Origin of the sequence: Pseudomonas sp. MM213 (genome assembly GCF_020423045.1) — a bacterium.
GTDB lineage: Bacteria > Pseudomonadota > Gammaproteobacteria > Pseudomonadales > Pseudomonadaceae > Aquipseudomonas > Aquipseudomonas migulae.
In genome coordinates this window covers 4,434,633-4,461,125 of the sequence record NZ_CP081943.1, presented here as the reverse complement: position 1 = coordinate 4,461,125, position 26,493 = coordinate 4,434,633, and the positions used below count along the sequence as shown (strand labels likewise).

The window sequence follows — 26,493 nt, the reverse complement described above, 5'->3', positions numbered from 1 at the left end:
ATTGCAGGAGTATAACCAGCTTGTTTAAGGGCAGGGTCCAGAAACTGCGACGGTGCTCACACTTGGCCGTATTGCTGCCCGTGGCGCAGCCAGCGGTCGAGCAGCGGGCTGACGTGATCCGGCCAACGCTCCAGCAATGCCTGGGCGGCGTCGCGCACGGCGGGTAGCAGATCGGCGTCGCGCATCAGGTCGGCGACCTTGAATTGCAGCAGACCGGTCTGGCGCGTGCCGAGCATTTCGCCGGGGCCGCGTAGTTCGAGGTCTTTCTCGGCGATGACAAAACCGTCGTTGGTTTCGCGCATGATGCCCAGGCGCTGACGGCCGATCTGTGACAGCGGCGGATGGTAGAGCAGCACGCAATGGCTGGCGGCGCTGCCTCGACCGACGCGGCCGCGCAATTGGTGCAACTGCGCGAGGCCGAGGCGCTCGGGGTTTTCGATGATCATCAGGCTGGCGTTCGGCACGTCGACGCCGACTTCGATCACGGTGGTGGCGACCAGCAGTTGCAGGTTGCCGGCCTTGAATTCAGCCATCACGGCGGCTTTTTCCACAGGCTTCATGCGGCCGTGAATCAACCCGACCTTCAACTCGCCGAGGGCGGAGGTGAGGTCCTCAAAGGTGGTTTCCGCCGCTTGGCAGGTCAGCTCTTCCGACTCTTCGATCAGCGTGCACACCCAATAGGCCTGACGCCCTTCGGCGCAGGCACCGCGCACCCGTTCGATGACTTCGACGCGTCGGGTGTCGGTGACCAACACGGTGTTGACCGGGGTTCGGCCGGGCGGCAGTTCGTCGAGGATCGAGGTGTCGAGGTCGGCGTAGGCGCTCATCGCCAGCGTGCGTGGAATCGGCGTGGCGGTCATGATCAGCTGATGCGGACACATGCGCCCGCCGACGCCTTTCTGCCGCAGCGCCAGGCGCTGTTGCACGCCGAAACGGTGTTGTTCGTCGATGATCACCAGCGCGAGGTTCTTGAACTGCACTTCGTCCTGGAACAGTGCGTGAGTGCCGACCACCATCGGTGTGCCACTGGCGATCTGCTCCAGCGCGGCCACGCGGTTCTTGCCTTTGAGCTTGCCGGCCAGCCACGCGACTTCAATGCCCAGCGGTTCGAGCCAGCGCTTGAAGGTGATGAAATGCTGCTCGGCGAGGATCTCGGTCGGCGCCATCAACGCCACTTGGTAACCGGCTTCCAGCGCTTGCAATGCGGCAAGGGCTGCGACCACGGTTTTGCCCGCACCGACGTCGCCCTGAATCAGTCGCAGCATTGGTTCGTGCTGGCTGAGGTCATAGGCAATTTCGTTGCCGACGCGTTGTTGGGCGCCAGTTGGATTGAAGCCGAGATTGGCCAGGTATTGGGCCGGCAATCGGGTGGCTTTCGGCATCGCCGGCGCGCGCAGGGAACGCATGCTTTCGCGCAGACGCTGCTGGGACAGTTGATGGGTCAGCAGTTCTTCAAAGGCCAGACGATGCTGCGCCCAATGATGACCGAGGGCGAGTTCGTCGACATCGGCGTCGGCCGGCGGGTGATGCAGGTAACGAATTGCGTCGGCCAACGGCGCCAGTTGATAGTCCCGCGCCAGTTCGTTCGGCAACCAATCCGGCAGGCTGGTCGGGCCGAGCATCGTCAGGGTTTGCATGCAGAGCTGGCGCAAACGCTGCTGGGTCAGGCCTTCGGTGAGCGGGTACACCGGCGTCAGGGTTTCATCCACGGGCGGCGGCTCGTCGCCGGTGAGGGCGCGGTATTCCGGGTGGTAGATTTCCAGTCCCGACGCACCGGGCCGCGCTTCGCCGTAGCAGCGAATCCGCGTGCCACGTTTGAGGCCTTCTTTCTGGGCGTTGCTGAAATGGTAGAAGCGCAGGCTGAGCCCGCCGGTACCGTCCTGCAAGCGCACGACCAGGCTGCGGCGCCGGCCCATGACCACGTCGGCGCCGCTGACGGTGCCTTCGATCACGGCATCCTGCCCCGGTCGCAGGTGGCCGATCGGGACTACGCGAGTGCGGTCCTGATAACGCAGCGGCAGGTGAAACAGCACGTCCTGGAGATTCTCCAGGCCGACCTTGGCCAGTTTCTCGGCCATGGCCTCGCCGACACCCTTGAGTGCCGTGACCGACACTTGCGACAACTCGGTCATGACAGCAACTTAAGCCGCAGCCACCGGCGCGGGCGGCTTGGCCACCGAGCACAGGCGAATGGAGTCAGCGAGGATTTCAATGGCCTTCGGACGCGGGAAGCTCGCGCGCCAGGCAATGGCCACGGTGCGGAACGGCACCGGGGCGGTCAGTGGGCGCACTTCAATTACACCGGGGGCGTAGTGATGGCTGTCCACGGCCGACAGCGGCAGGATCGAAATCCCGAGCCCCGAGGCGACCATGTGGCGAATGGTTTCCAGCGAGCTGGATTCCACCGTGGTGTGCTTGGCGCCGTCGTTGCCTTTGGTCAGCGTCGGGCAGGCTTCCAGCACTTGATCACGGAAGCAGTGGCCCTCGCCAAGCAGCAGCAGGCTCTTGTCGTTGAGCAGGGCGGCGTCGATGGATTCTTTTTGTGTCCACGGGTGCTGGGCCGGCATCAGGACGTAGAACGGCTCGTCGTAGAGCTGCAGGGTCAGGACGTCGGCTTCGTTGAACGGCAGGGCGATGATGATCGCGTCGAGCTCGCCGTTGCGCAGTTTGTCGCGCAGCACGTGGGTGAAGTTTTCTTCGATGTACAACGGCATCTGCGGGGCGACCCGGTGCAGTTGCGGAATCAGGTGCGGAAACAGGTACGGGCCGACGGTGTAGATGGCGCCGACTTTCAGCGGGGCGGTCAGCTGGTTCTTGCCGGCCTGGGCCAGTTCGCGGATGCCTTGGGCCTGTTCCAGGACTTTTTGTGCCTGGGCCACGATGCCTTCGCCGACCGGGGTCAGGCGCACGGCGCTCTTGCTGCGCTCGAAAATCAGCACACCGAGTTCGTCTTCAAGCTTTTTCACGCCCACCGACAGGGTCGGCTGGCTGACGTGGCAACGCTCGGCCGCGTGGCCAAAGTGCTGCTCTTGGGCGAGGGTAACGATGTAGCGTAATTCTGTAAGAGTCATAGCGAGCGTCCATGAAGTTGCGGGCCAAGCATACCGGCTGCAATCGATAGACGCACGTTATCAGAGAGAGTGTGTCGAGTGACACCGGGTAATGCCGGTTTGCCGCTGGCGGATATGCAAAAGGCACCTTTCGGGTGCCTTTTGCATATCTTGTTACCGCCACAGAATCTGTAGGAGCGAAGCTTGCTCGCGAAAGCGGTATGTCAGTCGAATCATTCGTGAATGACACACCGTTTTCGCGAGCAAGCTTCGCTCCTACAGGGTTCTCTTTAGCGGCGGCGTTCCAGCGAGTAAACAAACGGCGCAACAATTTCGATGGAGCCGTTGTTCAGCATGTCGGCCGGTGGCTTGGGCAGCGGTTGGGCACGCTTGATCATTTCCAGGGTGGCCCGGTCCAGATCGGCGTTGCCCGAACGGCCCACCAGTTCGAACGACAACACGTTACCTTCGCCGTCCACCACGAAGCGCAGACGGTTCAAACCTTCCTTGCCCCGCGCCTGTGCACTGGCCGGGTACTTTTTGTACTTGGCCAAGTGCGCCAGCAGGGTGCCTTGCCAACTGGCCTTGGCCGCTTGCTGCGCAGGTGATGGGCCCGGTGCCGGTTGAGCGGATTTCTCCGTCGGCGCCTGGGTCGGTTGCGCTTCGCTCGGTTTTTCCTCGGACGGTTTTTCCTTCGGCGGCTCCGGCTTTTTCTCCACAGGCTTGGGCGGTTGAGGCTTGGGCTTGGGTTTGACCGGCTTCGGTACGGTGATTTCTGCCTTCGGCACTTCGGCCAGTTTCGGGATCGGCAGCTCTTCCACCGGAGCAGGGGGTTGTGGCGGCGTTATCACCTTCGGCGGTGCCGGAGGAGGTGGTGCCGGAACCGGCGCCAACTCGACCATCATCGCCTGCGGCGGCAGCTCGATAGGTGGGCGCGACGTCCAGTTCAGCGCCAGCGCAATGGCCAGCGCATGGACGCCCAGCACCACGGCCAGGCTACCGCCGTAACGCGTCAGCTTATGGCGCGTCGTGATCATTTCTTCACTGCCGTCTCGAGTCCGACCAGACCGACCTTCAGGTAGCCGGCAGCGCGCAGGTTGTCCATCACGCTCATCAGGTCGCCGTAGTCCACGCCTTTATCGGCCTGGAAGAAGATCGTCGTGTCTTTCTTGCCCTGGGTCTTGGCGTCGAGCGTGGCGCCGAGTGCTTCGGCTTTCACTTCGTCTTCGCCGAGGAACAGGCGCTGGTCAGCTTTGACGCTGAGGAACACCGGTTTCTCTGGCCGCGGCGCCGGTTTGGCGCTGGAGGCAGGCAGGTCGACCTTGATGTCCACGGTGGCCAACGGAGCGGCCACCATGAAGATGATCAACAGCACCAGCATCACGTCGATGAACGGCGTGACGTTGATTTCGTGGTTCTCGGCCAGATCGTCGTCTGCGCCTTCTTTCAAATGCAGGCCCATGGCCGATTACCCCACTTTCACCATGTGCGGTTGCGAGCTGCGCTCAGGCTGGTGGTCGAGGTCGCGGCTGACCAGCAACAGGACTTCTGCCGAGGCGTCGGACACTTGCGCCTTGTAGCCGGCGATGGAGCGGGCGAACACGTTGTAGATCACAACGGCTGGAATCGCGGCAACCAGGCCCAGCGCGGTGGCCAGCAAGGCTTCGGCGATGCCGGGAGCCACGACGGCGAGGTTGGTAGTCTGGGTTTTGGCGATGCCGATGAAGCTGTTCATGATGCCCCACACGGTGCCGAACAGGCCCACGAACGGCGCGGTAGAGCCGATGGTGGCGAGTACGCCGGTGCCGCTGCTCATGTTGCGACCGCAGGCTGCGACCAGGCGCTCGAGACGGAAGGCGACGCGTTCCTTGATGCCTTCTTTCTCACGGCTGTTGGTCGACAGGTGCATCTCTTCCAGCGCATCGTGCACCAACAGGTTGGCGAGGGTGCCGGGCTTGGCTGCCGTTACACTGGCTTCCTTGAGGGTGGCCGCCTTCTTCAGGTGGACGATTTCGGTGCGCAGACGGCGCTTGGCGCCCATCAGCTCGAAGCCCTTGGCGATCCAGATGGTCCAGGTGATGATCGACGCGATGGCGAGGCCGATCATCACGATTTTCACGATGATGTCGGCGTTCTGGTACATGCCCCACGGCGACAGGTCATGGGCCATGCCCAGGCTGTTGTCGGCTTCGAGGACTTGCGGCGCGTCTTCACCAGCGGCGTCTACGGCCTGGGCCGGATCGGTGGCAACCGGTGCGGCGTGTTCGGCAGAGTGCTCGGCGGGAGCGGGCGCAGTGGCGGCGGCTGGGGTGGCCGGGGCTTGTGCGTCAGCGAAGGCGGCGGTTGGCGCCAGCATCAGGCTGAGCAACAGGGCGGCCACCGCGCTCCAGGCGCGAGGTCGATTGGTTGGCGAAGCGGGGAATTGATTGCGTGTCATGCTGGCCGGACCTGAGAGGAAAAGACGGTAAATGTTCTTCCAGGCCTCGAAGGCCGAGAACAAAAGTGGCGGGCATTATTGCAAGTAATTCTTGTTAACAGAAGTAATAGAGTATCTTTTTTTCCTTCATTGCTAGCCGCTCGTCCATTGCCGGCGCTAGTCTGTGGCTTTCCGATAGGAGTTTTTTGATGTCCGCGCCCTCTGTTTTGATCGCCGGCTGCGGTGATGTCGGCAGTCGTCTGGCTACACAATTGCTCGCTTGCGGGTGGGAGGTCCATGGCCTGCGCCGTGACGTCTCGCGCCTGCCCGAGGGGGTGATTGGCGTTGCCGGTGACTTGTTCAACAAGGATTGCCCGCAAACCTGGCCGGTCGGTGCGGTGGACTACCTGGTGTATTGCGCGGCAGCCACCGATCACGATGAAGCCGGTTACCGCGCCGCTTATGTCGAGGGCTTACAGCATGTGATCGAGTGGCTGGACGACTACGGACAGGTGCCCAATCGCCTGCTGTTCGTTTCCAGTAGCAGCGTTTACGGCCAGCAGGACGGCGAGTGGGTCGACGAAACGTCGCCGACCATCGCTGCCGGCTATTCAGGTCGACTGATGCTGGAGGCGGAACAAGTGGCACTCAACAGTGGCATCCCGGCAAGCATCGTGCGTTTGACCGGCATCTACGGCCCGGGCCGCGAATGGCTGCTGACGCAGGTTCGTCGCGGGTATCGCGTGGCTATTGATCCGCCGTTGTATGGCAATCGGATTCACGTGGATGACGCGGCTGGCTTGATGGCGTTTCTGCTTGAGGCGGATCGGCGCGGTGTGGCGTTGGATGACGTTTATATCGGCGTCGACGACGCGCCTGCACCACTGGCCGAAGTGGTGGATTGGTTGCGTGAATATCTGGGCGTGACCGAATGGGCTGACGATGCGAGTGTGCGGCGCACGGGCAGCAAGCAGTGCAGCAATGCGCGGGTGAAGGCCTTGGGTTGGGTGCCGAAGTACCCGAGCTATCGCGAAGGGTACGCCGCCATTCTCGAAGGCCGCTGCTGATTTCCAGGCCCCACATACAACTGTAGGAGCCGGCTTGCTGGCGATGAGGCCGTAACATCCAACATCTCTGTTGGCTGATACACCGCCATCGCCAGCAAGCCGGCTCCTACATTGGTTTCGCGTGGGGCTTGCGGGTTACTGCTTTTCCAGCAACCACTTGCGATCACCCGGCGTGAACTGCGGCATTTCGTCTGCCTGCGCGGTGTTCACAGCCTGGAGGATCTCCAGTTCCTTGCCCTTGCGCGCAAAGATCCAGGTGTTGCCCTGGCCCTTGAGCTGCAACCACATGTTGTCGTTGCCGCCGCTCATCGATGCGCAATCGCCCGCCAGACACAGCGCGTAGCGATCCGCACCCGGCAAACCGGTTACCTGGCCGTCGGCCTGGAACTGCACGGAGCTGCCTTCGCCGGGACCACTGATGACTTTCCAGTTGCCGCCCATGTAGGCGGAATACAGCGCGCGTTCGAAGCTGGCACCCATCGGTGCGCCATCCGGCACCGGGATCAGCGCGCGGTCGAAGACCTGTGCGGGTTCGTTGTCGCTGGCGACTTGGGCCAGTTGCTTGCCGTCACGCTTCAGCTCACTGGCGGAACTGCCGTAGAAGTCGACTTTCCAGGCGCCGGACGCTTCGCCCAGCAGCTTGCCTTCGACGTTCTCAAAACCGTTGGTGTAGCGGGCCTGACCGGCCTTGGTGTTGACGTCCCATTCCAGGTTCGGACCATAGGCCTGGAGCGCTTCGCGCAGGGGGCCGCCTTTGGACGCAGCATCGATCGCCACCTGATTGATCCAGGTGCCGCTGATGTCGCGGTCGGCAGGGTTGCTGGCACATCCGCCCAAGAGTAGGGCGACCAGCGAGACAGCAAGCGCAGTGCGCATGGTGGAATCCTTTCAAAACGCTTTTTTATACATACGGCATTGGCGCAGCCTTTCGGGCTGCGCCGAACGCATTACTCGATGACCAGAATGGCATCCATTTCAACCTGCGAACCCTTTGGCAGGGCGGCTACGCCGATGGCGGCGCGGGCTGGGTATGGCTGGTCAAAGTACTTGCCCATGATCTCGTTGACCTTGGCGAAGTGGCTCAGGTCGGTGAGAAAGATGTTCAGTTTGACGATGTCCTTGAACGAACCACCAGCGGCTTCGGCCACGGCTTTCAGGTTCTCGAACACCTGGACGGTCTGGGCTTCGAAGCCTTCAACCAGTTCCATGGTTTTTGGGTCCAGAGGAATCTGACCCGACATGTAAACGGTGTTGCCAGCCTTGATCGCCTGGGAGTAAGTGCCGATGGCGGCCGGGGCCTTATCGCTGGTGATAACAGTCTTGGTCATGAATGACTCCTTGTAATAGGTTGGCTTAGGCGCGCATGCGGGTGATGCGGATCACCCCGGTCAGTGCGCGCAGTTTCTTGATTACGCGGGCCAGATGCACACGGTCGTGCACGCTGACCACCAGTTGGACCACGCTGATGCGACCATCGCGTTCGTCCATGCTGATTTTTTCGATATTGCCGTCGGCCGCGTTGACGCTGCTGGCCAGCAGTGCGATCAAGCCGCGCTGGTGTTCCAGCTCGACGCGCAGCTCGACGTTGAATTCGCCGGTGACATCCTTGGCCCACGAGAGCTGGATGCATTTTTCCGGGTTGTGGCGGATTTCGCTGATGTTGCGGCAGTTGTCGAGGTGCACAACCATGCCTTTGCCCGCCGACAGGTGACCGACAATCGGGTCGCCCGGGATCGGCGTGCAGCACTTGGCGTAGCTGAGCACCAGACCTTCGGTGCCGCGAATCGCCAGCGGGCCTTCCGCGCTTGGCAACTGTTCGCCTTCGCCCAGCAGGCGGCGGGCAACCACGTAAGCCATGCGATTGCCCAGGCCGATGTCTTCGAGCAGATCTTCGATCAGTTCGAGGCGGTACTCGGTAAGCATGGCCTTCACGCGCTCGGCCGGGACTTTGTCCAGGGCGCTGTCGAAACCGTTGAGGACCTTGTTCAGCAGGCGTTCGCCGAGGCTGATGGATTCGGAGCGGCGTTGCAGTTTCAGTGCGTGGCGGATATGGGTTCGCGCCTTGCCGGTGACCACGAAATTGAGCCACGCCGGGTTCGGCCGTGCGCCGGGAGCACTGACGATCTCGACCGTGGAGCCGCTTTGCAGCGGTTCGGACAACGGCGCGAGACGACGATTGATCCGACAGGCAATGCAGCTGTTGCCCACGTCGGTGTGCACCGCGTAAGCGAAGTCGACCGCCGTGGAGCCTTTGGGCAGCTCCATGATCCGGCCTTTGGGCGTGAACACGTAGACCTCGTCCGGGAACAGGTCGATCTTCACGCTTTCGATGAATTCCAGCGAGTTGCCGGCGCGTTGCTGCATTTCCAGCACGCCTTTGACCCACTGGCGGGCGCGGGCGTGAGTGCCTTTGGGCTGCTCGTCGCCGCTGGATTTGTACAGCCAATGGGCGGCGATGCCGTTATTGGCCATCTCTTCCATTTCACGGGTGCGGATCTGGATCTCGATCGGAACACCGTGCATGCCGAACAACGTGGTGTGCAACGACTGGTAGCCGTTCGCCTTGGGGATCGCGATGTAATCCTTGAAGCGCCCCGGCAGCGGTTTGTACAAATTGTGTACAGCACCCAGTACGCGGTAGCAGGTATCGACCTTGTCGACGATGATCCGGAACGCGTAGACGTCCATGATCTCGTTGAAGGCCCGACGCTTGCCGCGCATTTTCTTGTAGATGCCGTAGAGGTGTTTCTGGCGACCGCTGACTTCGCCCTGAATCCCATCGATGGCCAGGCAGTGACCGAGGGATTCTTCGATCTTGTTGACGATTTCCTTGCGGTTGCCCCGGGCGCGTTTGACCGCCTGGTTGATCCGCGCGGAACGCATCGGGTGCATGGCCTTGAAGCCGAGGTCTTCGAATTCTATGCGGATGGCGTGCATGCCCAGCCGGTTGGCGATGGGCGCATAGATTTCCAGGGTTTCCTTGGCGATCCGCCGGCGTTTCTCTCCGGACAGGACTTCCAGCGTGCGCATGTTGTGCAGGCGGTCGGCGAGTTTGACCAGGATCACGCGAATGTCGCGCGCCATGGCCATGGCCATTTTTTGGAAGTTTTCGGCCTGGGCTTCGGCCTTGGTCTCGAAGTTCATCTGGGTCAGCTTGCTGACGCCATCGACCAGTTCGGCCACGGTTTCGCCGAACTGCGCTTGCAGCGCTTCCTTGGCAATACCGGTGTCTTCGATTACGTCATGCAGCATCGCAGCCATCAAACTCTGATGGTCCATGTGCATGTCGGCAAGAATATTCGCCACCGCAAGAGGATGCGTGACGTACGCCTCGCCACTGCGGCGGCGTTGGCCGTCGTGGGCTTGTTCGGCGTAGAAGTACGCTCGGCGGACCAGGTTGACCTGGTCCTTGCCGAGGTAGGTCGATAAGCGATCGGCGAGGGCGTCTATGCTCGGCATGATGACTCCTGCCGTTCGCTGTGACCCCGCGCCGTGCTACGTCGACCAGGCATAGGCTTAGACGGCCTCGTTGGACTCGTCCTCGAACGCTGCGAACAGCGGTTCATCCTGGACGATTTCTTGCTCGGCGATGAACTCGTAGCTCATCAGGCCTTCAGCGATTTCACGCAGCGCTACAACGGTAGGCTTGTCGTTTTCCCACTGAACCAGCGGCTCTTTGCCACCGGTGGCCAGTTGACGGGCACGCTTGGTAGAGAGCATGACCAGCTCAAAGCGGTTTTCCACGTGTTCTAGGCAGTCTTCAACGGTTACGCGGGCCATGGTATTCCTCGGAGCGAATGCAATATGCGCGCTGCCCGGTTGGGCGAGCGGACTCAACAGTTTAAAAAATCACCAGCGATTAGGGAAGCGCTGATTTTTTGACCAAGCCCTTCAACGCGCTGCAAGTGCCAATGTAAAGCCCTTGCAGCGGTTTTGGGAAGAGCTGTTTAGCCGAGCAATTCAGCCAAAAGTTTGCCGTTGCGCTGCTGCTGACGCTTCTGATGCAGCTGATTGGCACGGAAAATCGCCTGCAAATCGCGCAGGGCATGGGCGAAATCGTCGTTGATGATCAGGTAGTCGTAGTCAACGTAGTGGCTCATCTCGCTGACGGCTTCACGCATGCGACCGTCAATGATCTCGTCGCTGTCCTGGCCGCGATTGGTCAGGCGCTGGTGCAAGGCCTGCAGGGACGGCGGCAGAATGAAGATCGAACGGGCCTGGGGCATCAACTTGCGCACTTGCTCGGCGCCTTGCCAGTCGATTTCCAGAATCAGGTCGTGGCCTTCGTCCAGGGTCTGCTGCAGGTGGCTTTGCGAAGTGCCGTAGAGGTTGCCGAATACTTCGGCGCGCTCGAGGAAATCGCCGTGCTCGATCATCTTCACGAACTCGCCGCGTTCGACGAAGTGATAGTTCACGCCGTCCACTTCACCGGGGCGCATGGCGCGGGTGGTGTGGGAGACCGAGACGCGGATCTCCGCATCAGCGTCGGTCAGGGCTTTGACCAGGCTGCTCTTGCCCGCGCCCGAAGGGGCGGAAATGATGTACAGGGTGCCGGTGCTGTGGGTCATGTCGGGTTTGCCTTACTCAATATTCTGCACTTGTTCGCGCATCTGCTCGATCAACACCTTGAGGTTGACCGCCGCCTGAGTGCTGCGCGGGTCGAAGGCTTTGGAGCCCAGTGTGTTGGCTTCGCGGTTGAGCTCCTGCATCAGGAAGTCGAGGCGCCGGCCGGCAGCGCCGCCGGACTTGAGTACCCGGCGAACTTCGATGATATGAGTGCTCAGGCGATCCAGTTCTTCGGCGACGTCGCTCTTCTGAGCGAGCATGACCATTTCCTGTTCCAGACGCTGCGGGTCCATTTCCGCCTTCATGTCGGCAAAGCGGTCGAGGACTTTCTGGCGCTGGGTGGCGAGCATCTGCGGGACCAGTTCGCGCAGGGTCACCACGTCTTCTTCAATGGACGTCAGGCGATCGTTGATCAGCCGTGCCAGCTCCGCGCCTTCGCGCTCGCGGCCAGCCTTGAGTTCCTTCAGGCCTTCGTTGAACAGCGCCAGCGCTTCGGCATTCAGGGCTTGCGGGTCGGTGGCATCGCCCACCAGCACGCCGGGCCAGGCCAGCACTTCCAGCGGGTTCAGCGCGGCCGGGTTCTTGATCAGGCCGGCGATGGTCTCGGCGGCGGCGACCAATTGCGCGGCGCGCTCGCGATCCACTTGCAGGGGTTTATCGGTGTTCTCTTCGGTGAAGCGCAGGGTGCATTCGAGTTTGCCTCGGGAGATGCCTTGGCGCAGCGCTTCGCGGACCGCGCCTTCGAGATCGCGAAACGACTCCGGCAGACGCAAGTGCGGTTCCAGGTAGCGGCTGTTGACCGAGCGCAGTTCCCAGCTCAGGGTGCCTTGGACGCCGGCTTTTTCGACGCGGGCGAAGGCGGTCATGCTGTGCACCATGGAGGTACCTCGCAATGCAGGTCGATGCGTTACCAAAGGTTTCGCGGACCCGCTATCTGTGAATTAAAGCCGACAGGCAGCAAAGGCGCAGGATTGTAGCGCAGTGGGGCGGATGCGCCCAAACACACGGTGTGACAAAGGGCTGCAGGCCGTCGGTAAAGCACTGTTCCAAGCTCAAGCCAGAGCCTTCAATCGTCGGGCGGATTTTTTAGAAGTGCCCAGTATTGGCGCGCGGCTCTATAATGCTCGGCAGTTTTCCGTCCCCCGTACAGGTATTCCCTATGAAACGTCCAAGTGGTCGCGCTGCCGATCAGCTCCGCTCGATCCGCATTACCCGCAACTACACCAAACACGCCGAGGGATCCGTACTGGTCGAATTCGGTGATACCAAAGTCATCTGCACCGTCAGCGTCGAAAACGGCGTGCCGCGTTTCCTCAAAGGTCAGGGCCAAGGCTGGTTGACCGCCGAATACGGCATGCTGCCGCGCGCCACCGGCGAGCGTAACCAGCGTGAAGCGAGCCGCGGCAAGCAAGGCGGCCGCACCCTGGAAATCCAGCGTCTGATCGGTCGTTCGCTGCGCGCCTCGCTGGACATGTCCAAGCTGGGCGACGTCACCCTGTACGTCGACTGCGACGTGATCCAGGCTGACGGCGGCACTCGCACCGCGTCCATCACCGGCGCGATGGTTGCGCTGGTCGATGCCTTGAAAGTGATCAAGAAGCGCGGCGGCCTGAAAGGCGGCGACCCGCTCAAGCAAATGATCGCCGCCGTTTCGGTGGGCATGTACCAGGGCGAGCCTGTGCTCGACCTCGACTACCTGGAAGACTCGGCTGCCGAGACCGACCTGAACGTGGTGATGACCAGCACTGGCGGCTTCATCGAAGTTCAGGGCACTGCCGAAGGCGCGCCGTTCCAGCCTGAAGAGTTGACCGCTATGCTTGAACTGGCGAAGAAAGGCATGACCGAAATCTTCGAACTGCAAAAGGCTGCACTGGCTGACTGACCGGAACCATTCCAGACAAGGAGGACAACATGAGTGACGAGCAAGAGCTGCTTCCCGTCCCGAGCAAAGAAGTTCGGCAATGGGCGATGTTTTGTCACCTGTCCGCCTTGCTGGGGATCTGGATTCCGTTCGGCACGCTGATCGGCCCGCTGATTCTCTGGCAGATGAAGCGCGAGATGGACCCGTTTGTCGATGCGCAGGGCAAGGAGGCGCTGAACTTTCAGATCACCGTCGCCATCGCTTCGGCCATCTGCTTCCTGCTGATGGTGTTGATCATTGGGTTCTTCCTGTTCGGGTTGCTGGCGATCGGTGCGTTGGTGTTGACGATCATTGCTGGCGTGAAGGCCAATGAGGGGGTGCCGTATCGGTATCCGTTCACTTGGCGGTTGATCAAATAGGCGACACAGCCCTGTAGGAGCGAGGCTTGCCCGCGAAGAGGCCGTCACATCCGGCATAAATGTCGGCTGTTAAATCGCTTTCGCGGGCAAGCCTCGCTCCTACAAGAATGAGGCGCCCACAAAAAAGCCGACACTGCTGTCGGCTTTTTTGTGTCTGTGTAACGACGTCTAGATGGTCAGCGTCCAGTCGTAGTCCACGATCAGTGGTGCATGCTGCGAAAACCGTGGCTGACGTGGCAAGCGAGCGCTACGTACAAAGCGGCGCAGGCCCGGCGTCAGTATCTGGTAATCGAAGCGCCAGCCCAGGTTGAGCATCTCAGCCTGCTCATTGTCCGGCCACCAGCTGTACTGATCACCTTCACGGCTGACTTCGCGCAGGGCATCGACATAACCCATGTTGCCGACAATCTCGTCCATCCAGGCACGCTCAGGTGCCAGGAAGCCCGGGGATTGCTGGCTGTCGCGCCAGTTCTTGATATCCAGCTTCTGTTGCGCCACGTACAGCGAGCCACAGTAAATGTACTCGCGACGTTTGCGTCGCTGTTTATCCAGATAACGGGCGAAGTCGTCCATTAGCTTGAACTTCTGGTTCAAGTCTTCATCGCCGTTCTGCCCCGAAGGGAGCAGCAAGGTCGCGATGCTGACCTTGTCGAAATCGGCTTGCAGGTAGCGCCCGTAGCGGTCGGCCGTCTCGAAACCGAGACCGCTGATGACTGCCTTCGGCTGCAACCGCGAATACAAAGCCACGCCACCCTGGGCGGGAACTTCGGCTTCGCAGGCATAAAGGAAGTAGCCATCCAGTTGGAAGGCTGGATCGTCCAGTTCAAAGGCGGAGGCGCGGGTGTCCTGCAGGCAGATGACGTCGGCATTCTGTGCTTGCAGCCAACTGAGCAAACCTCGCTCCACTGCAGCCTGAATACCATTGACGTTCACACTGATGATCCGCATAAATGGCCCCAAAAATCGCGTGCGTGTATGATACACGGCGTCAACCTAATTAGCTAAATCCGTGGTATTTGGGGTTTTTTTCATGCAAGCGTATCAGCGCGATTTCATTCGTTTTGCCATCGATCGCGGCGTTTTGCGCTTCGGTGAGTTCACCCTGAAGTCCGGGCGTACCAGTCCATACTTCTTCAATGCCGGCCTGTTCAACTCGGGTTCGGCCCTGGCGCAGCTGGGTCGTTTCTACGCGGCGGCCATCGTCGAGAGCGGCATTCCCTTCGACGTATTGTTTGGCCCTGCCTACAAAGGCATCCCTTTGGCGGCGACCACCGCAGTGGCCCTGGCTGAACATCACGACCGTGATTTGCCATGGTGCTTCAACCGCAAAGAGGCCAAGGCCCACGGCGAAGGCGGCAGCCTGGTCGGCGCGCCATTGACCGGCGATGTGCTGATCATCGACGACGTGATCACCGCCGGCACCGCGATCCGCGAAGTGATGCAGATCATCGCTTCCCAGGACGGCGCCAAGGCGGCGGGCGTGCTCATCGCCCTGAACCGCCAGGAGCGTGGCAACGGCGAGTTGTCGGCGATCCAGGAAGTGGAGCGTGATTTCGGCATTCCGGTGATCAGCATTGTTTCGCTGAATCAGGTGCTGGAATTCCTGGCCGACGATCCACAGCTCAAGCAGCACCTGCCAGCCGTAGAAGCCTACCGCGCCCAATTCGGCGTCTGACGCCGACATTGTAGGAGCGAGGCTTGCCCGCGAAGGCGGTCTCGCAGTCACATCCCTGTTGAATGTGACGACCCCTTCGCGGGCAAGCCTCGCTCCTACAAGGGATCGCGCAGGCAAAAAAAAGACCCCGCTCAGCCAGGCTGAGCGGGGTCTTTTTGTATGCGCTATCGCTTAGTGACGCTTGCGATTGCTGATCAAAGTACCCACGCCGGTATCGGTGAAGATTTCCAGCAAGATCGCATTCGGCACCCGACCATCAATGATCAGCGAGCTGCCCACGCCACCCTGAACCGCTTCCAGTGCGCAACGGATCTTCGGAAGCATGCCGCCGTAGATCGTGCCGTCGGCGATCAGGTCGTCGACCTGCTGAGTGCTCAGGCCGGTCAGGACCTGGCCCGACTTGTCCATCAACCCGGCGATGTTGGTCAGCAGCATCAACTTCTCGGCTTTCAGCGCTTCGGCCACCTTGCCGGCCACCAGGTCGGCGTTGATGTTGTAAGACTCGCCGTTGGCACCGACGCCGATTGGCGCGATCACCGGGATGAAGTCGCCTTTGACCAGCAGGTTCAGCAAGTCGGTATTGATACCGACCACTTCACCGACGTGGCCGATGTCGATGATTTCCGGTTGGGTCATCTCCGGCGTCTGGCGGGTGACGGTCAGCTTTTTCGCACGAATCAGCTCGGCGTCTTTACCGGTCAGGCCGATGGCGCTGCCGCCATGACGGTTGATCAGGTTGACGATGTCTTTGTTGACCTGGCCGCCCAGGACCATTTCCACCACGTCCATGGTTGCCGCGTCGGTGACGCGCATGCCATCGACAAAGTGGCTCTCGATCGACAGTCGCTTGAGCAGATCGCCAATTTGCGGGCCGCCACCGTGAACCACCACCGGGTTAATCCCGACGGCTTTCATCAGCACGATGTCGCGGGCGAAGCCGGTTTTCAGCTCCTCGCTCTCCATCGCGTTGCCGCCGTATTTGATCACCAGCGTCTTGCCGACATAGCGGCGGATGTAAGGCAGCGCTTCGGACAGGACCTTGGCGGTGTTGGCGGCGGCTTCGCGTTCGAGGGTCATTCAGGGCTCCGGGTGAATCAGAACGGTAGTTGGAGATCAGGTGCAACACGCTTCAACTGGACTTTGAAAACGTCCTTGATGCGTTGCAATTCAGCCTCGTCATCGGCCTCGAAGCGCAGCACCAGCACCGGTGTGGTGTTGGACGCGCGCACCAGGCCCCAGCCTTTGGCATAGTCGACTCGCACGCCGTCGATGGTGGTCAGGTCGGCGCCTTCGCCCCACTTCGCGTCGTGCAATGCATCAATGATGCTGAATTTGCTCTCTTCGGTCACATGGATATTGATTTCCGGCGTAGAAATATCATTCGGGAAGGTCGCAAACAGCTCTTCCGCGGTGGATTTTTCCTTGCTGAGGATTTCCAGCAGCCGTGCGGCGCTGTAAATGCCATCGTCGAAACCGAACCAGCGTTCCTTGAAGAAAATGTGCCCACTCATTTCGCCGGCCAGCAGGGCGCCGGTTTGTTTCATTTTCTTTTTGATCAACGAATGACCGGTCTTCCACATTAGCGGACGACCGCCGTATTCCTTGATCAGCGGCGTCAGGCGACGGGTGCATTTGACGTCGAAGATGATTTCCGCGTCCGGATTGCGCGCCACAACGTCGCGGGCGAACAGCATCAGCAGGCGGTCCGGGTAGACGATGCTGCCGGTGTTGGTCACTACGCCAACGCGGTCGCCATCGCCGTCGAAGGCCAGGCCGATGTCGGCGTTGGTTGCCTTGACCTTGGCGATCAGGTCGACAAGGTTTTCAGGCTTGCCCGGGTCCGGGTGATGGTTCGGGAAGTTGCCGTCGACTTCGCAGAACAGCGGGATGACTTCGCAGTTCAGCGCTTCGATCAATTGCGGGGCGATCACGCCGGCCGCGCCGTTGCCGCAGTCGACCACGACTTTGAGGCGGCGGGACAGTTTGATGTCCTGGACGATTTCGGTGTTGTAGCGGTCGAGGATCTCGACCTTGGTGATGCTGCCCTTGCCGCTGCTCAGGTTGTTGGTCTTGAGGCGGTCGTGCAGGGCCTGGATCTGTTCGTTGGCCAAGGTGTCACCAGCGATGACGATCTTGAAGCCGTTGTAGTTCGACGGGTTGTGGCTGCCGGTCAGCATCACGCCCGATTTGCCGGCCAATACGTTGGCGGCGTAGTACAGCGCCGGGGTTGGCACCAGGCCGACGTCGCTGACGTGGCAACCGGCCTCGGCCAGGCCTTTGATCAGCTGCTCGACCAGTTCCGGGCCGGATAGGCGACCGTCGCGGCCAACGGAGACGTTCGGTTCGTCCTGGGCCAGGCTTTGGGCGCCAATGGCGCGACCGAGCCAGTAAGCGGTTTCAGCGTTCAAGAATTCCGGGACGGTGCCGCGAATGTCGTACGCGCGGAAAATGCTGTCGGGGAACTTGGGTGCGACTTGGGCTGGGTTGCTCATCTGTGGGAATGCTCCATCTCGAAAGTGGCTGGACCTGCGCGCGAAGAACGCTTCGGCGGGCTCGAACTGAAGGGTATGACGGCGTTTTTCGCAGAGAGTTCGTGGTGCGAAAAGGCCATGCCACCAACGCCAACCAGGATTTGGCCAGCCAATGCCTTGTTTTCCAGTGTTAAACCTTCCAGATGACGGCTATGCAATTTTCATTCTGAAAATGCAGAGCACCCTTCAGGCCGGGCAGGGCGCCCAGCCTGAAAACCAGAAATCAATGCTTGCCGGAATGCCCGAAACCGCCCGCACCGCGCTCGGTTTCAACGAACTCTTCGACCATCTCGAAGTGCGCTTGAACCACCGGCACCAGAACCAGCTGGGCCAAACGCTCGCCAACCACCATGTTGAAATCGGTCTGGCCGCGGTTCCAGCACGAAACCATCAACGGACCCTGGTAATCGGAGTCGATCAGGCCGACCAGGTTGCCCAGCACGATGCCGTGCTTATGGCCCAGGCCGGAGCGCGGCAGAATCAGCGCCGCCAGGCCAGGATCGCCAATGTAGACGGACAGGCCGGTCGGGATCAGCACGGTTTCACCCGGTTTGATGACGATGTCTTTTTCCAGCATGGCGCGCAGGTCGAGGCCGGCGGAGCCTGGGGTGGCGTATTGCGGCAGCGGGAATTCAGTACCGATGCGTGGGTCGAGGATCTTGGCTTGCAAAGCGTGCATGTAAATTAAACCTGGTTCAGACGTTCGGCGATAAAAGTGATCAGCTGGCGAGCAATCTTGCTCTTGCTGGTCTGGGCGAAAAGTGTGGCGTGGAGCTCACGGTCGATCACGCTGCAGGCGTTTTCTTCGCTATTGAAGCCAATGCTCGGGTTGGCGACGTCGTTGGCGACGATCAAATCGAGGTTCTTGTCTTTCAACTTGCGCGCAGCGTAATCGAGCAGGTGTTCGGTTTCAGCGGCGAAACCGACACTGAATGGGCGGTCGGGGCGCGTGGCGATGGTGGCCAGAATGTCTGGGTTGCGGACCATTTGTAGTAGCAAGCCGTCGCCGTTCGTAGGGTCTTTCTTGAGTTTCTGTGGGGCGACGACTTCGGGGCGGTAGTCCGCGACTGCTGCCGAGGCGATGAACAGGTCGCAAGGGATCGCGGCTTCACAGGCGGCGAGCATGTCGCGAGCGCTGACCACGTCGATGCGGGTGACGCGATCCGGCGTCGGCAGGTGCACCGGGCCGGTGATCAGGGTCACGCGGGCGCCTGCTTCAACGGCGGCTTCGGCCAGGGCAAAGCCCATTTTCCCGGAGCTGTGGTTGGTGATGTAGCGCACCGGGTCGATGTTTTCCTGGGTCGGGCCGGCGGTGATCAGCACGTGTTTGCCGGTCAGCGCCTGGCGCTGGAAGCAGTCTGCCGCGCACTGGGCGAGTTCGACGGCTTCGAGCATGCGGCCCAGGCCAACGTCACCACAGGCCTGGCTGCCCGAGGCCGGGCCGAAGGCCTTGATGCTGCGGCTTTCGAGGGTTTGCAGGTTGGCCTGGGTCGCCGGGTCGCGCCACATGGCCTGGTTCATCGCCGGGGCGACGGCGACCACAGCGTCGGTGGCCAGCACCAGCGTGGTCAGCAGGTCGTCGGCGATGCCTTGGGCCAGACGGGCGATCAGGTCCGCGGTCGCCGGAGCGATCAGCACCATGTCGGCCCACTTGGCGAGTTCGATGTGGCCCATCGCCGCTTCGGCCGCCGGGTCCAGCAGGTCCAGGTGGACCGGATGCCCGGACAGGGCCTGCATGGTCAGCGGAGTGATGAACTCAGCGCCGCCACGGGTCATGACCACGCGCACTTCGGCGCCCTGATCGATCAGGCGGCGAACCAGATCGGCGCTCTTGTAGGCAGCAATACCGCCGCCGACGCCCAGAACGATGCGTTTCCGATACAGCCGCTGCATAGGTCTGCCTTTCATTTCGTTGATGACTGCGTAGCGATACCCCCTCCCCAGGAGTGAAATCGCCCACAAAAAAGATGGGCTACGATATCACAGCGACCGCTACGGAACAGCGGCGCCCACAGACAGGGAGGTGCTATGAGTATTCGCGATTGGCCGGTGGCCGAGCGGCCGCGGGAGAGGTTACTGGAGTTGGGTTCGGCGAGCCTTTCGGACGCTGAGCTGTTGGCGATTTTTTTACGGACCGGCGTGTCGGGTAAAAGCGCGGTGGATCTGGCGCGACACTTGTTGAGTCAATTTGGCAGCCTGCGCGCCTTGCTGGAGGCCGATCTAAAGGCATTCAGCGGACAGTTGGGGCTCGGGCCGGCAAAGTTTGCGCAGTTGCAGGCAGTGTTGGAAATGGCCCGTCGGCATCTGGCTGAGCGCTTGCGCCACAGCTCCGTGTTGGAGAATCCGCTGATGGTGCGTGATTACCTCAAGTCGATGCTGCGACATGAGCCTCATGAAGTATTTGGTTGTCTGTTCCTCGATTCGAAACATCGAGTACTGGCGTTTGAATCACTGTTTCGCGGCTCTATCGACTGCACCAGCGTTTATCCGCGTCAGGTGGTCAAGCGCGCTTTGGCTCACAACGCCGCAGCTTTGATCCTTTGCCACAACCATCCCTCAGGCAATCCCGACCCTAGTCATGCCGACCGAAAGCTGACCAAGCGCCTGCAAGAGGCGCTGGACTTGATCGATGTGCGGATACTCGACCATTTCATCATCGGCGACGGTGATCCGCTGTCGATGGCGGAGTATGGGTGGATGTAGGAGGGCGGATACGTAACCAAATGTGGGAGCGGGCTTGCTCGCGAAGGCGGAGTGTCAGTCGCAATCAATGTTGCCTGACACGCCGTCTTCGCGAGCAAGCCCGCTCCCACAGGGTTTTGTGGCGATGCTGATTACTTAAAGTTGACCTTGGAGTAGTCCTGGCGGCCGAAGGGGCTGACCGAGTACCCGTCTACTTCCTTGCGCATCAGCGCGAAAGCCGTCGGGTGCGCCAGCGGCAGCCACAGCGCCTGCTGCTGGATCTGCGCCTGGGCCTGTTCATACAGCTTGGTGCGTACACCTTGCTCGGAGGTGGTCTTGCCGGCACTGATCAGCTTGTCCAGGTCCTGGTTGCAGTAGCGGGCGAAGTTGGTGCCGGACTTGACCGCCGCGCAGGAGAACTGCGGCGTCAGGAAGTTATCCGGGTCACCGTTGTCGCCAGCCCAGCCCATGAACAGCAAGTCATGCTCGCCAGCCTTGGCGCGGCGGATCACTTCGCCCCATTCGATCACGCGAATCTCGGCCTGAATGCCGATTTCCGCCAGGTCCGACTGGAGCAGTTGCGCGCCGAGGCTTGGATTGGGGTTCAGCAGGCTTCCGGACGGGCGGGTCCAGATCGTCGTCTGGAAACCGTCTTTCAGGCCGGCCTTGGCCATCAATGCCTTGGCTTTTTCAACGTCATGCGCGTAGCCCGGCAAGCCTTTGGCATAGCTCCAGGTATTTGGCGGATACGGGCCGTTGGCGGCTTCGGCGGTGTCTTCGAACACGGCTTTGACGTAGTTGGCCTTGTCGAACGCGAGGTTGATCGCCTGGCGCACTTCAGGCTTGTCCAGTGGCGGATGCTGGCTGTTGATGGCAACGAACGCGGTCATGAACGCATCAGTCTTTTCGACTTTCAGTGTCGGCTCTTTCAGCGCGGCTTGTACGTCCAGCGGTTTCGGCGAGAGGGCGATCTGGCACTCGTTACGACGCAGTTTCTGCAATCGCACGTTGGCGTCTGGGGTGATGGCGAAGATCAGCGGGTCCACCGAAGGCTTGCCACGGAAGTAATCCGGGTTGGCTTTGTAGCGGATCGTGGCGTCCTTCTGAAAACGCGTGAACACGAACGGGCCGCTACCGATCGGCTGGCTGTTGAGCTTCTCCGGGGTGCCGGCTTTCAGCAGCTGGTCGGCGTATTCGGCGGAGTAGATCGAGGCGAAGCCCATGCTCAGGGTCGGCAGGAACGTCGATTCCGGATGATCGAGGGTGAAGCGCACGGTCAGTGGGTCCAGCGCGTCGATCTTCTTGATCAGCGCCGGCAATTGCATCGATTGCGCGTGCGGGAAGCCGCTCTGCGCCACTTTGTGCCACGGATTTGCCGGGTCGAGCATGCGCTCGAAGCTGAATTTCACGTCTTCGGCGGTCAGTTCGCGGGTCGGGCTGAAGTATTCGGTGCGGTGGAATTTCACCTGCGGGTGCAACTTGAACACGTAGGTCAGGCCATCCGGGCTGACTTCCCAGCTGTCCGCGAGGCCTGCGACCACTTTGCCGCTGGCGGTATCGAAGTCCACCAGACGGTTCATCAGCACGTCGGCCGAAGCGTTGGTGGTGGTCAGCGAGTTGTATTGCACCACGTCGAACCCTTCCGGGCTGGCCTCGGTGCAGACACTCAGGGCGGCGGCGTGGGCCAGCGGGCTCAGTAGAAGCGGGGCGAGCAACAGCGGTAGGGCAGCGAGGCGCATGGTCGGATTCCTTTACAGATCGAAGGCCCATCTGCAAGTGCAGTCTGGAAAAGGCTTACCCTAGAGGGCTCTTTTGTAAATGACTATCCCCTTTTTCATTTTAAGGGGACTATGTGCGATCGTTTTCGGTGAATGCCGGCCGAGAAAACCCCTGGATTGGCCGGTTGGCCGATTTTCTGCGACGAGCGGTCTTTATCGACGATAGCCTTTACCCAAGGCGCTCGCAGCCTGAAAAATGGGGTTTTTATCAAGTCGGTGCGCACGGAATGTTGTTGCACCTCAGTCTTTCTGGTATAAAGCAGCGCTCTTTTCTAGGGGCCCGGTTCCTTCACTGTAGGTGTAGCCGGTAAGACCTCTAAAGAAACGCGGCGCCTGGCGCCAAATGACTGAGAGATTAAGCGGCCAACCCATGCCGGGTTGGGCATGTGGTTTTAGAGGGCTGAGGCATGTCGAGAGTATGTCAAGTTACCGGTAAGGGTCCGGTGACTGGGAATAACATTTCCCACGCAAACAACAAAACCCGTCGTCGTTTCCTGCCGAACCTGCAGCATCACCGCTTCTGGGTTGAAGAAGAGAAACGTTTCGTGCGTCTGCGCGTATCTGCCAAAGGCATGCGTATCATCGACAAGCGTGGCATCACTGTCGTGCTGGCCGAAATCCGCGCCGCTGGCAAGATCTAAGGGAGCTAATCATGCGTGAATTGATTCGTTTGATTTCGAGCGCCGGTACTGGTCACTTCTACACTACCGACAAGAACAAGCGCACTACTCCGGACAAAATCGAGATCAAGAAATTTGATCCGGTTGTTCGCAAGCACGTGATCTACAAAGAAGGCAAAATCAAGTAATTGATTTTTCCCTCTTACGAAAAAGGCCCGTATCGCGAGATACGGGCCTTTTTTTGTTGCCTGAGGGTTTTGCGTTTCCTGTTAGGGCCCCTTCGCGGGCAAGCCTCGCTCCTACAGGGCGGACGCAATCCACTGTAGGAGCGAGGCTTGCCCGCGAAGAGGCCGGCCCGAACAACGCAAATCCTCAGGCCTTCTGTTCAAACGCCACATAAATCTTGCGGCACGGCTCCAGCACTTCCCAGGTGCCACGAAAGCCTGCCGGGATCACAAAGCGATCACCCACGCGCAGTGTCTTGGCATTGCCGTCGAGGTCACGCAGCACTGAAACACCCTGAACGATTTCGCAGTATTCATGCTCGGTGAAGTTCACCGTCCACTGGCCGACAGCGCCTTCCCACACACCGGCGTTCAACTGGCCGCACGGGCTGTTGTAGTGGTTGTAAACCACTTGCTCGGGGTCGCCCTTCAAGATTTTCGCCGGGTCCGGCCTGTAGCGCTCGGGCTCGGTAGTGGCCTGGCTAAAATCGACGATATTCTGGATGCTCATTATTGTTATCCCCCGTGATTGCGGCGCGAGTGGCTGGAAAGATGGCTGGAAAGCCCAAAGTCTATGTTTATTAAAATGAACACCGCAAGGCCGTTTACCGACCTTATGTCAAATATATTGAAACAACCCCGGCCACTGGTTTAGGGTGACGGTTGCCTTCGGCCGAATTGCAGGCTGGCTGGGCAGAATTCCTGGGGACGTCCGCGAAGAACGCGGGGCGCTCGTATTCAATAAGAGGAGGACACTCGAATGACCACCCTGACTCGTGCCGATTGGGAACAACGGGCTCGCGATCTGAAGATCGAAGGCCGTGCCTACATCAATGGCGAATACACCGATGCCGTCTCCAGCGAGACCTTCGAGTGCATCAGCCCGGTCGATGGCCGTCTGCTGGGCAAGATTGCCAGCTGTGACGCCGCCGACGCCCAGCGCGCTGTTGAAAACGCTCGCGCCACGTTCAATTCCGGCGCCTGGTCGCGTTTGGCCCCGACCAAACGCAAAGCCACCATGATCCGTTTTGCCGGCCTGCTGAAACAGCACGCCGAAGAGCTGGCCCTGCTTGAAACCCTGGACATGGGCAAGCCAATCAGCGATTCCCTGTACATCGACGTTCCCGGCGCGGCGCAAGCCCTGAGCTGGAGCGGTGAGGCTATCGACAAGATCTACGACGAAGTCGCTGCGACCCCGCACGATCAGTTGGGTCTGGTCACTCGTGAGCCGGTCGGCGTTGTCGGCGCCATCGTGCCGTGGAACTTCCCGCTGATGATGGCCTGCTGGAAACTCGGCCCGGCGCTGTCCACCGGTAACTCGGTGATCCTCAAGCCATCCGAAAAATCACCGCTGACCGCCATCCGCATCGCGGCGCTGGCCGTTGAAGCCGGCATCCCGAAAGGCGTACTGAACGTGCTGCCGGGCTACGGTCACACGGTCGGCAAGGCCCTGGCCCTGCACAACGATGTCGACACGCTGGTGTTCACCGGTTCGACCAAGATCGCCAAGCAACTGCTGATCTACTCGGGCGAATCGAACATGAAGCGCGTCTGGCTCGAAGCTGGCGGCAAGAGCCCGAACATCGTGTTCGCCGATGCGCCGAACCTGCAGGAAGCTGCGGAAGCGGCTGCGGGCGCCATCGCCTTCAACCAGGGCGAAGTCTGCACCGCCGGTTCGCGCCTGCTGGTCGAACGTTCGATCAAGGACCAATTCCTGCCGCTGGTGATCGAGGCCTTGAAGGCCTGGAAGCCGGGCAACCCGCTGGACCCGGCGACCAACGTCGGCGCGCTGGTGGACACCCAGCAGATGAACACCGTGCTGTCCTACATCGAATCCGGCCACACCGACGGCGCCAAACTGGTTGCTGGCGGCAAGCGCACGCTGCAGGAAACCGGCGGCACCTACGTTGAGCCGACGATTTTCGACGGCGTCAGCAACGCGATGAAAATCGCCCAGGAAGAAATCTTTGGCCCGGTGTTGTCGGTCATCGCTTTCGATACCGCCGAAGAAGCCGTCGCGATTGCCAACGACACGCCTTACGGCCTGGCTGCAGCCGTGTGGACCAAGGACATCTCGAAGGCTCACCTGACCGCCCGGGCCTTGCGTGCCGGTAGCGTGTGGGTCAACCAGTACGACGGCGGCGACATGACCGCTCCGTTTGGTGGCTTCAAGCAGTCGGGCAACGGTCGTGACAAATCGCTGCACGCGTTCGACAAGTACACCGAGCTGAAGGCGACCTGGATCAAGTTGTAAGCCGTTAAAGGGAGGCTGCTGCAGAGCAGGCCTCCCGATCGACGCAGATCCCTTGTGGGAGCGAGCCTGCTCGCGATAGCGGTGTAACAGTCGACGAAAATGTTGAATGTTGCTCCGTCATCGCGAGCAGGCTCGCTCCCACATTTGTTTTGTGTTGTCTGCGAAAAATAATATCCACAGGAGCGTGGAACATGCGTTGGGCGACTTATTTCGCCGTGTTGGCGTCTGTCTTGAGTGTCGGCCTGGCCCTGGGTGTCAGCATGCCGCTGGTGTCCTTTCGCCTGGAAGGCTGGGGTTACGGTTCGTTTGCCATCGGCGTGATGGCCGCGATGCCAGCGATTGGTGTGTTGCTGGGGGCGAAGATCTCCAGCCATCTGGCGGCGCGGCTCGGCACGGCCAATCTGATGCGCTTGTGCCTGTGGGCCGGGGCGGTCTCCATCGGTTTGCTGGCGCTGTTGCCGAGTTATCCGGTGTGGCTGGTGCTGCGGCTGATGATCGGGGTGATCCTGACCCTCGTCTTCATCCTGGGTGAAAGCTGGATCAACCAGTTGGTGGTCGAGCAATGGCGCGGCCGGTTGGTGGCGCTGTATGGCAGTAGCTATGCGCTGAGTCAGCTGGCCGGGCCTTTGTTGTTGGGTGTTCTGGGTACCGAACACGATTATGGATTCTGGGTCGGGGTCGGTTTGCTGACGGCGGCACCGTTCCTGTTGCTCGGCCGCAGCGGTGCGCCGACCAGCGAAGCCTGCAGCGTGACCTTCAGCGACTTGTGGGGCTTTTGCCGAGGCCTGCCGGCGATTGCCTGGGGCGTGGCACTGTTCGCGGCGTTCGAGGCGATGATCCTGACCTTGTTGCCGGTCTATTGCCTGCGCCAGGGCTTTACCACAGAAATCGCGTTGGCGATGGTCAGCACTGTGGTGGTGGGCGATGCCTTGCTGCAATTGCCGATTGGCGCACTGGCGGATCGCTTGTCGCGACGTACGTTGTTCACCGGTTGCGCTGTGGTGCTGATGCTCTCGAGCCTGGCGATCCCGTTGCTGATCGACACGTTGCTGATTTGGCCATTGTGGGTGCTGTTCGGCGCCAGTGCCGGGGGCTTGTTCACCTTGTCGCTGATCCTGATTGGCGAGCGTTATCGCGACGATGCGCTGGTGCGGGCCAATGCGCATATTGCGCAGCTATGGGGCATTGGTTGCCTGGTCGGACCATTGGCGGCTGGCGCCGGTAGTCAGTGGATCAGCGGTCATGCGTTGCCGCTGTTGATGGCGGCAGGTGCGTTTGGGCTGGTGATTTTGCTGTCGCGCCAAGGTGCGTTCGGCACGGTTGCCGAGCCTGCCTGAACCCAAACTGTAG

26 protein-coding genes and 1 pseudogene are annotated in these 26,493 nt (G+C 60.7%); 9 read left to right on the top strand and 18 right to left on the bottom strand.

The genetic code is table 11. From position 1 onward, the window contains the following. Nucleotides 1–56 precede the first annotated feature (56 nt). From recG to exbB, 5 genes are all read right to left on the bottom strand, one after another. Complete coding sequence (recG, locus tag K5R88_RS20425; protein ID WP_226298261.1) at nucleotides 57–2,132, bottom strand: ATP-dependent DNA helicase RecG; 2,076 nt, start codon at nucleotides 2,130–2,132, stop codon at nucleotides 57–59. A gap of 9 nt (nucleotides 2,133–2,141) precedes the next feature. Next, nucleotides 2,142–3,071 (bottom strand): hydrogen peroxide-inducible genes activator, encoded by a 930-nt coding sequence (locus K5R88_RS20420; RefSeq protein ID WP_008030615.1) that lies wholly within the window; start codon nucleotides 3,069–3,071, stop codon nucleotides 2,142–2,144. A 269-nt stretch (nucleotides 3,072–3,340) separates the two neighbouring features. Beyond that, on the bottom strand, nucleotides 3,341–4,087 hold the full coding sequence (locus K5R88_RS20415; protein WP_008038061.1) for an energy transducer TonB family protein: 747 nt from the start codon (nucleotides 4,085–4,087) through the stop codon (nucleotides 3,341–3,343). Further along, the gene (exbD, locus tag K5R88_RS20410; protein ID WP_008030611.1) at nucleotides 4,084–4,512 is read right to left on the bottom strand and encodes a TonB system transport protein ExbD; all 429 of its coding nucleotides are present in this window, start codon (nucleotides 4,510–4,512) and stop codon (nucleotides 4,084–4,086) included. Before exbD ends, K5R88_RS20415 begins: the two co-directional genes overlap by 4 nt. A gap of 6 nt (nucleotides 4,513–4,518) precedes the next feature. Beyond that, nucleotides 4,519–5,487, bottom strand: a complete 969-nt coding sequence (gene exbB, locus K5R88_RS20405; protein WP_226298260.1) for a tonB-system energizer ExbB — start codon at nucleotides 5,485–5,487, stop codon at nucleotides 4,519–4,521. Between the two features lie 188 nt (nucleotides 5,488–5,675). On the opposite strand from exbB, the gene K5R88_RS20400 reads away from it, so the two are divergent. After that, nucleotides 5,676–6,533: an SDR family oxidoreductase gene (locus tag K5R88_RS20400; RefSeq protein WP_223480131.1), complete on the top strand. Its 858-nt coding sequence runs from the start codon at nucleotides 5,676–5,678 to the stop codon at nucleotides 6,531–6,533. Nucleotides 6,534–6,668: 135 nt separating this feature from the next. Here the strand turns inward: K5R88_RS20400 and K5R88_RS20395 are convergent, their stop codons facing one another. From K5R88_RS20395 to K5R88_RS20370, 6 genes are all read right to left on the bottom strand, one after another. Further along, nucleotides 6,669–7,409, bottom strand: a complete 741-nt coding sequence (locus K5R88_RS20395; RefSeq protein WP_226298259.1) for a hypothetical protein — start codon at nucleotides 7,407–7,409, stop codon at nucleotides 6,669–6,671. A gap of 71 nt (nucleotides 7,410–7,480) precedes the next feature. Next, entirely contained in the window at nucleotides 7,481–7,861 is a 381-nt protein-coding gene (locus K5R88_RS20390) for a RidA family protein (protein ID WP_003229509.1), read from the bottom strand. A 25-nt stretch (nucleotides 7,862–7,886) separates the two neighbouring features. Further along, on the bottom strand, nucleotides 7,887–9,992 hold the full coding sequence (spoT, locus tag K5R88_RS20385; protein WP_008038056.1) for a bifunctional GTP diphosphokinase/guanosine-3',5'-bis pyrophosphate 3'-pyrophosphohydrolase: 2,106 nt from the start codon (nucleotides 9,990–9,992) through the stop codon (nucleotides 7,887–7,889). 57 nt (nucleotides 9,993–10,049) lie between these two features. Next, on the bottom strand, nucleotides 10,050–10,313 hold the full coding sequence (gene rpoZ, locus K5R88_RS20380) for a DNA-directed RNA polymerase subunit omega (RefSeq protein WP_008030604.1): 264 nt from the start codon (nucleotides 10,311–10,313) through the stop codon (nucleotides 10,050–10,052). Nucleotides 10,314–10,480: 167 nt separating this feature from the next. Continuing rightward, nucleotides 10,481–11,101 carry a guanylate kinase gene (gene gmk / locus K5R88_RS20375; protein WP_192420542.1) on the bottom strand — a complete coding sequence of 207 codons (621 nt, stop codon included), beginning with the start codon at nucleotides 11,099–11,101 and terminating at the stop codon, nucleotides 10,481–10,483. Nucleotides 11,102–11,113: 12 nt separating this feature from the next. Beyond that, nucleotides 11,114–11,977: a YicC/YloC family endoribonuclease gene (locus K5R88_RS20370; RefSeq protein ID WP_008030602.1), complete on the bottom strand. Its 864-nt coding sequence runs from the start codon at nucleotides 11,975–11,977 to the stop codon at nucleotides 11,114–11,116. A 281-nt stretch (nucleotides 11,978–12,258) separates the two neighbouring features. On the opposite strand from K5R88_RS20370, the gene rph reads away from it, so the two are divergent. Both rph and K5R88_RS20360 read left to right on the top strand, forming a co-directional pair. Continuing rightward, nucleotides 12,259–12,981 (top strand): ribonuclease PH, encoded by a 723-nt coding sequence (gene rph, locus K5R88_RS20365; RefSeq protein ID WP_008030600.1) that lies wholly within the window; start codon nucleotides 12,259–12,261, stop codon nucleotides 12,979–12,981. A 29-nt stretch (nucleotides 12,982–13,010) separates the two neighbouring features. Then, nucleotides 13,011–13,379: a DUF4870 domain-containing protein gene (locus tag K5R88_RS20360; protein ID WP_008038052.1), complete on the top strand. Its 369-nt coding sequence runs from the start codon at nucleotides 13,011–13,013 to the stop codon at nucleotides 13,377–13,379. 168 nt (nucleotides 13,380–13,547) lie between these two features. On the opposite strand, the gene K5R88_RS20355 is transcribed toward K5R88_RS20360, so the two are convergent. After that, entirely contained in the window at nucleotides 13,548–14,327 is a 780-nt protein-coding gene (locus tag K5R88_RS20355) for an exodeoxyribonuclease III (RefSeq protein ID WP_008030595.1), read from the bottom strand. 82 nt (nucleotides 14,328–14,409) lie between these two features. On the opposite strand from K5R88_RS20355, the gene pyrE reads away from it, so the two are divergent. Next, nucleotides 14,410–15,054: an orotate phosphoribosyltransferase gene (gene pyrE / locus K5R88_RS20350; protein WP_008038033.1), complete on the top strand. Its 645-nt coding sequence runs from the start codon at nucleotides 14,410–14,412 to the stop codon at nucleotides 15,052–15,054. Nucleotides 15,055–15,225: 171 nt separating this feature from the next. Here pyrE and argB read toward each other — a convergent pair whose 3' ends face one another. The 4 genes and pseudogenes from argB to coaBC form a co-directional block, all read right to left on the bottom strand. After that, on the bottom strand, nucleotides 15,226–16,131 hold the full coding sequence (gene argB / locus K5R88_RS20345) for an acetylglutamate kinase (protein WP_008030582.1): 906 nt from the start codon (nucleotides 16,129–16,131) through the stop codon (nucleotides 15,226–15,228). Nucleotides 16,132–16,148: 17 nt separating this feature from the next. After that, nucleotides 16,149–17,525 (bottom strand): annotated as a pseudogene (locus tag K5R88_RS20340) (phosphomannomutase/phosphoglucomutase); the annotation flags it as partial. Nucleotides 17,526–17,808: 283 nt separating this feature from the next. Next, complete coding sequence (gene dut, locus K5R88_RS20335) at nucleotides 17,809–18,264, bottom strand: dUTP diphosphatase (protein ID WP_008030580.1); 456 nt, start codon at nucleotides 18,262–18,264, stop codon at nucleotides 17,809–17,811. A gap of 5 nt (nucleotides 18,265–18,269) precedes the next feature. Then, nucleotides 18,270–19,478, bottom strand: coding sequence for a bifunctional phosphopantothenoylcysteine decarboxylase/phosphopantothenate--cysteine ligase CoaBC (coaBC, locus tag K5R88_RS20330; RefSeq protein WP_008030577.1), 1,209 nt, complete (start codon nucleotides 19,476–19,478; stop codon nucleotides 18,270–18,272). Nucleotides 19,479–19,613: 135 nt separating this feature from the next. Between coaBC and radC the strand changes: the two genes are divergently transcribed. Beyond that, nucleotides 19,614–20,288, top strand: a complete 675-nt coding sequence (gene radC, locus K5R88_RS20325; RefSeq protein ID WP_008038019.1) for a RadC family protein — start codon at nucleotides 19,614–19,616, stop codon at nucleotides 20,286–20,288. A 131-nt stretch (nucleotides 20,289–20,419) separates the two neighbouring features. Here radC and K5R88_RS20320 read toward each other — a convergent pair whose 3' ends face one another. Further along, nucleotides 20,420–22,006 (bottom strand): ABC transporter substrate-binding protein, encoded by a 1,587-nt coding sequence (locus tag K5R88_RS20320; RefSeq protein WP_226298258.1) that lies wholly within the window; start codon nucleotides 22,004–22,006, stop codon nucleotides 20,420–20,422. Between the two features lie 446 nt (nucleotides 22,007–22,452). Between K5R88_RS20320 and rpmB the strand changes: the two genes are divergently transcribed. Together rpmB and rpmG are read left to right on the top strand one after the other, a co-directional pair. Beyond that, nucleotides 22,453–22,686 carry a 50S ribosomal protein L28 gene (gene rpmB, locus K5R88_RS20315; RefSeq protein WP_003176907.1) on the top strand — a complete coding sequence of 78 codons (234 nt, stop codon included), beginning with the start codon at nucleotides 22,453–22,455 and terminating at the stop codon, nucleotides 22,684–22,686. An 11-nt stretch (nucleotides 22,687–22,697) separates the two neighbouring features. Next, entirely contained in the window at nucleotides 22,698–22,853 is a 156-nt protein-coding gene (gene rpmG, locus K5R88_RS20310; RefSeq protein WP_007894709.1) for a 50S ribosomal protein L33, read from the top strand. Nucleotides 22,854–23,037: 184 nt separating this feature from the next. Here the strand turns inward: rpmG and K5R88_RS20305 are convergent, their stop codons facing one another. Next, on the bottom strand, nucleotides 23,038–23,400 hold the full coding sequence (locus tag K5R88_RS20305; RefSeq protein WP_008030568.1) for a cupin domain-containing protein: 363 nt from the start codon (nucleotides 23,398–23,400) through the stop codon (nucleotides 23,038–23,040). A 249-nt stretch (nucleotides 23,401–23,649) separates the two neighbouring features. On the opposite strand from K5R88_RS20305, the gene K5R88_RS20300 reads away from it, so the two are divergent. Together K5R88_RS20300 and K5R88_RS20295 are read left to right on the top strand one after the other, a co-directional pair. Next, nucleotides 23,650–25,143: an aldehyde dehydrogenase gene (locus K5R88_RS20300; protein ID WP_008038003.1), complete on the top strand. Its 1,494-nt coding sequence runs from the start codon at nucleotides 23,650–23,652 to the stop codon at nucleotides 25,141–25,143. A gap of 191 nt (nucleotides 25,144–25,334) precedes the next feature. Next, nucleotides 25,335–26,480, top strand: a complete 1,146-nt coding sequence (locus tag K5R88_RS20295; RefSeq protein WP_084317777.1) for an MFS transporter — start codon at nucleotides 25,335–25,337, stop codon at nucleotides 26,478–26,480. Nucleotides 26,481–26,493 lie beyond the last annotated feature (13 nt).

What these genes read in the sequence shown, in the direction of transcription:
- recG (WP_226298261.1), bottom strand. Translation starts at nt 2,132, where the DNA reads ATGACCGAGTTGTCGCAAGTGTCGGTCACGGCACTCAAGGGTGTCGGC.
- K5R88_RS20420 (WP_008030615.1), bottom strand. Translation starts at nt 3,071, where the DNA reads ATGACTCTTACAGAATTACGCTACATCGTTACCCTCGCCCAAGAGCAG.
- K5R88_RS20415 (WP_008038061.1), bottom strand. Translation starts at nt 4,087, where the DNA reads ATGATCACGACGCGCCATAAGCTGACGCGTTACGGCGGTAGCCTGGCC.
- exbD (WP_008030611.1), bottom strand. Translation starts at nt 4,512, where the DNA reads ATGGGCCTGCATTTGAAAGAAGGCGCAGACGACGATCTGGCCGAGAAC.
- exbB (WP_226298260.1), bottom strand. Translation starts at nt 5,487, where the DNA reads ATGACACGCAATCAATTCCCCGCTTCGCCAACCAATCGACCTCGCGCC.
- K5R88_RS20400 (WP_223480131.1), top strand. Translation starts at nt 5,676, where the DNA reads ATGTCCGCGCCCTCTGTTTTGATCGCCGGCTGCGGTGATGTCGGCAGT.
- K5R88_RS20395 (WP_226298259.1), bottom strand. Translation starts at nt 7,409, where the DNA reads ATGCGCACTGCGCTTGCTGTCTCGCTGGTCGCCCTACTCTTGGGCGGA.
- K5R88_RS20390 (WP_003229509.1), bottom strand. Translation starts at nt 7,861, where the DNA reads ATGACCAAGACTGTTATCACCAGCGATAAGGCCCCGGCCGCCATCGGC.
- spoT (WP_008038056.1), bottom strand. Translation starts at nt 9,992, where the DNA reads ATGCCGAGCATAGACGCCCTCGCCGATCGCTTATCGACCTACCTCGGC.
- rpoZ (WP_008030604.1), bottom strand. Translation starts at nt 10,313, where the DNA reads ATGGCCCGCGTAACCGTTGAAGACTGCCTAGAACACGTGGAAAACCGC.
- gmk (WP_192420542.1), bottom strand. Translation starts at nt 11,101, where the DNA reads ATGACCCACAGCACCGGCACCCTGTACATCATTTCCGCCCCTTCGGGC.
- K5R88_RS20370 (WP_008030602.1), bottom strand. Translation starts at nt 11,977, where the DNA reads ATGGTGCACAGCATGACCGCCTTCGCCCGCGTCGAAAAAGCCGGCGTC.
- rph (WP_008030600.1), top strand. Translation starts at nt 12,259, where the DNA reads ATGAAACGTCCAAGTGGTCGCGCTGCCGATCAGCTCCGCTCGATCCGC.
- K5R88_RS20360 (WP_008038052.1), top strand. Translation starts at nt 13,011, where the DNA reads ATGAGTGACGAGCAAGAGCTGCTTCCCGTCCCGAGCAAAGAAGTTCGG.
- K5R88_RS20355 (WP_008030595.1), bottom strand. Translation starts at nt 14,327, where the DNA reads ATGCGGATCATCAGTGTGAACGTCAATGGTATTCAGGCTGCAGTGGAG.
- pyrE (WP_008038033.1), top strand. Translation starts at nt 14,410, where the DNA reads ATGCAAGCGTATCAGCGCGATTTCATTCGTTTTGCCATCGATCGCGGC.
- argB (WP_008030582.1), bottom strand. Translation starts at nt 16,131, where the DNA reads ATGACCCTCGAACGCGAAGCCGCCGCCAACACCGCCAAGGTCCTGTCC.
- dut (WP_008030580.1), bottom strand. Translation starts at nt 18,264, where the DNA reads ATGCACGCTTTGCAAGCCAAGATCCTCGACCCACGCATCGGTACTGAA.
- coaBC (WP_008030577.1), bottom strand. Translation starts at nt 19,478, where the DNA reads ATGCAGCGGCTGTATCGGAAACGCATCGTTCTGGGCGTCGGCGGCGGT.
- radC (WP_008038019.1), top strand. Translation starts at nt 19,614, where the DNA reads ATGAGTATTCGCGATTGGCCGGTGGCCGAGCGGCCGCGGGAGAGGTTA.
- K5R88_RS20320 (WP_226298258.1), bottom strand. Translation starts at nt 22,006, where the DNA reads ATGCGCCTCGCTGCCCTACCGCTGTTGCTCGCCCCGCTTCTACTGAGC.
- rpmB (WP_003176907.1), top strand. Translation starts at nt 22,453, where the DNA reads ATGTCGAGAGTATGTCAAGTTACCGGTAAGGGTCCGGTGACTGGGAAT.
- rpmG (WP_007894709.1), top strand. Translation starts at nt 22,698, where the DNA reads ATGCGTGAATTGATTCGTTTGATTTCGAGCGCCGGTACTGGTCACTTC.
- K5R88_RS20305 (WP_008030568.1), bottom strand. Translation starts at nt 23,400, where the DNA reads ATGAGCATCCAGAATATCGTCGATTTTAGCCAGGCCACTACCGAGCCC.
- K5R88_RS20300 (WP_008038003.1), top strand. Translation starts at nt 23,650, where the DNA reads ATGACCACCCTGACTCGTGCCGATTGGGAACAACGGGCTCGCGATCTG.
- K5R88_RS20295 (WP_084317777.1), top strand. Translation starts at nt 25,335, where the DNA reads ATGCGTTGGGCGACTTATTTCGCCGTGTTGGCGTCTGTCTTGAGTGTC.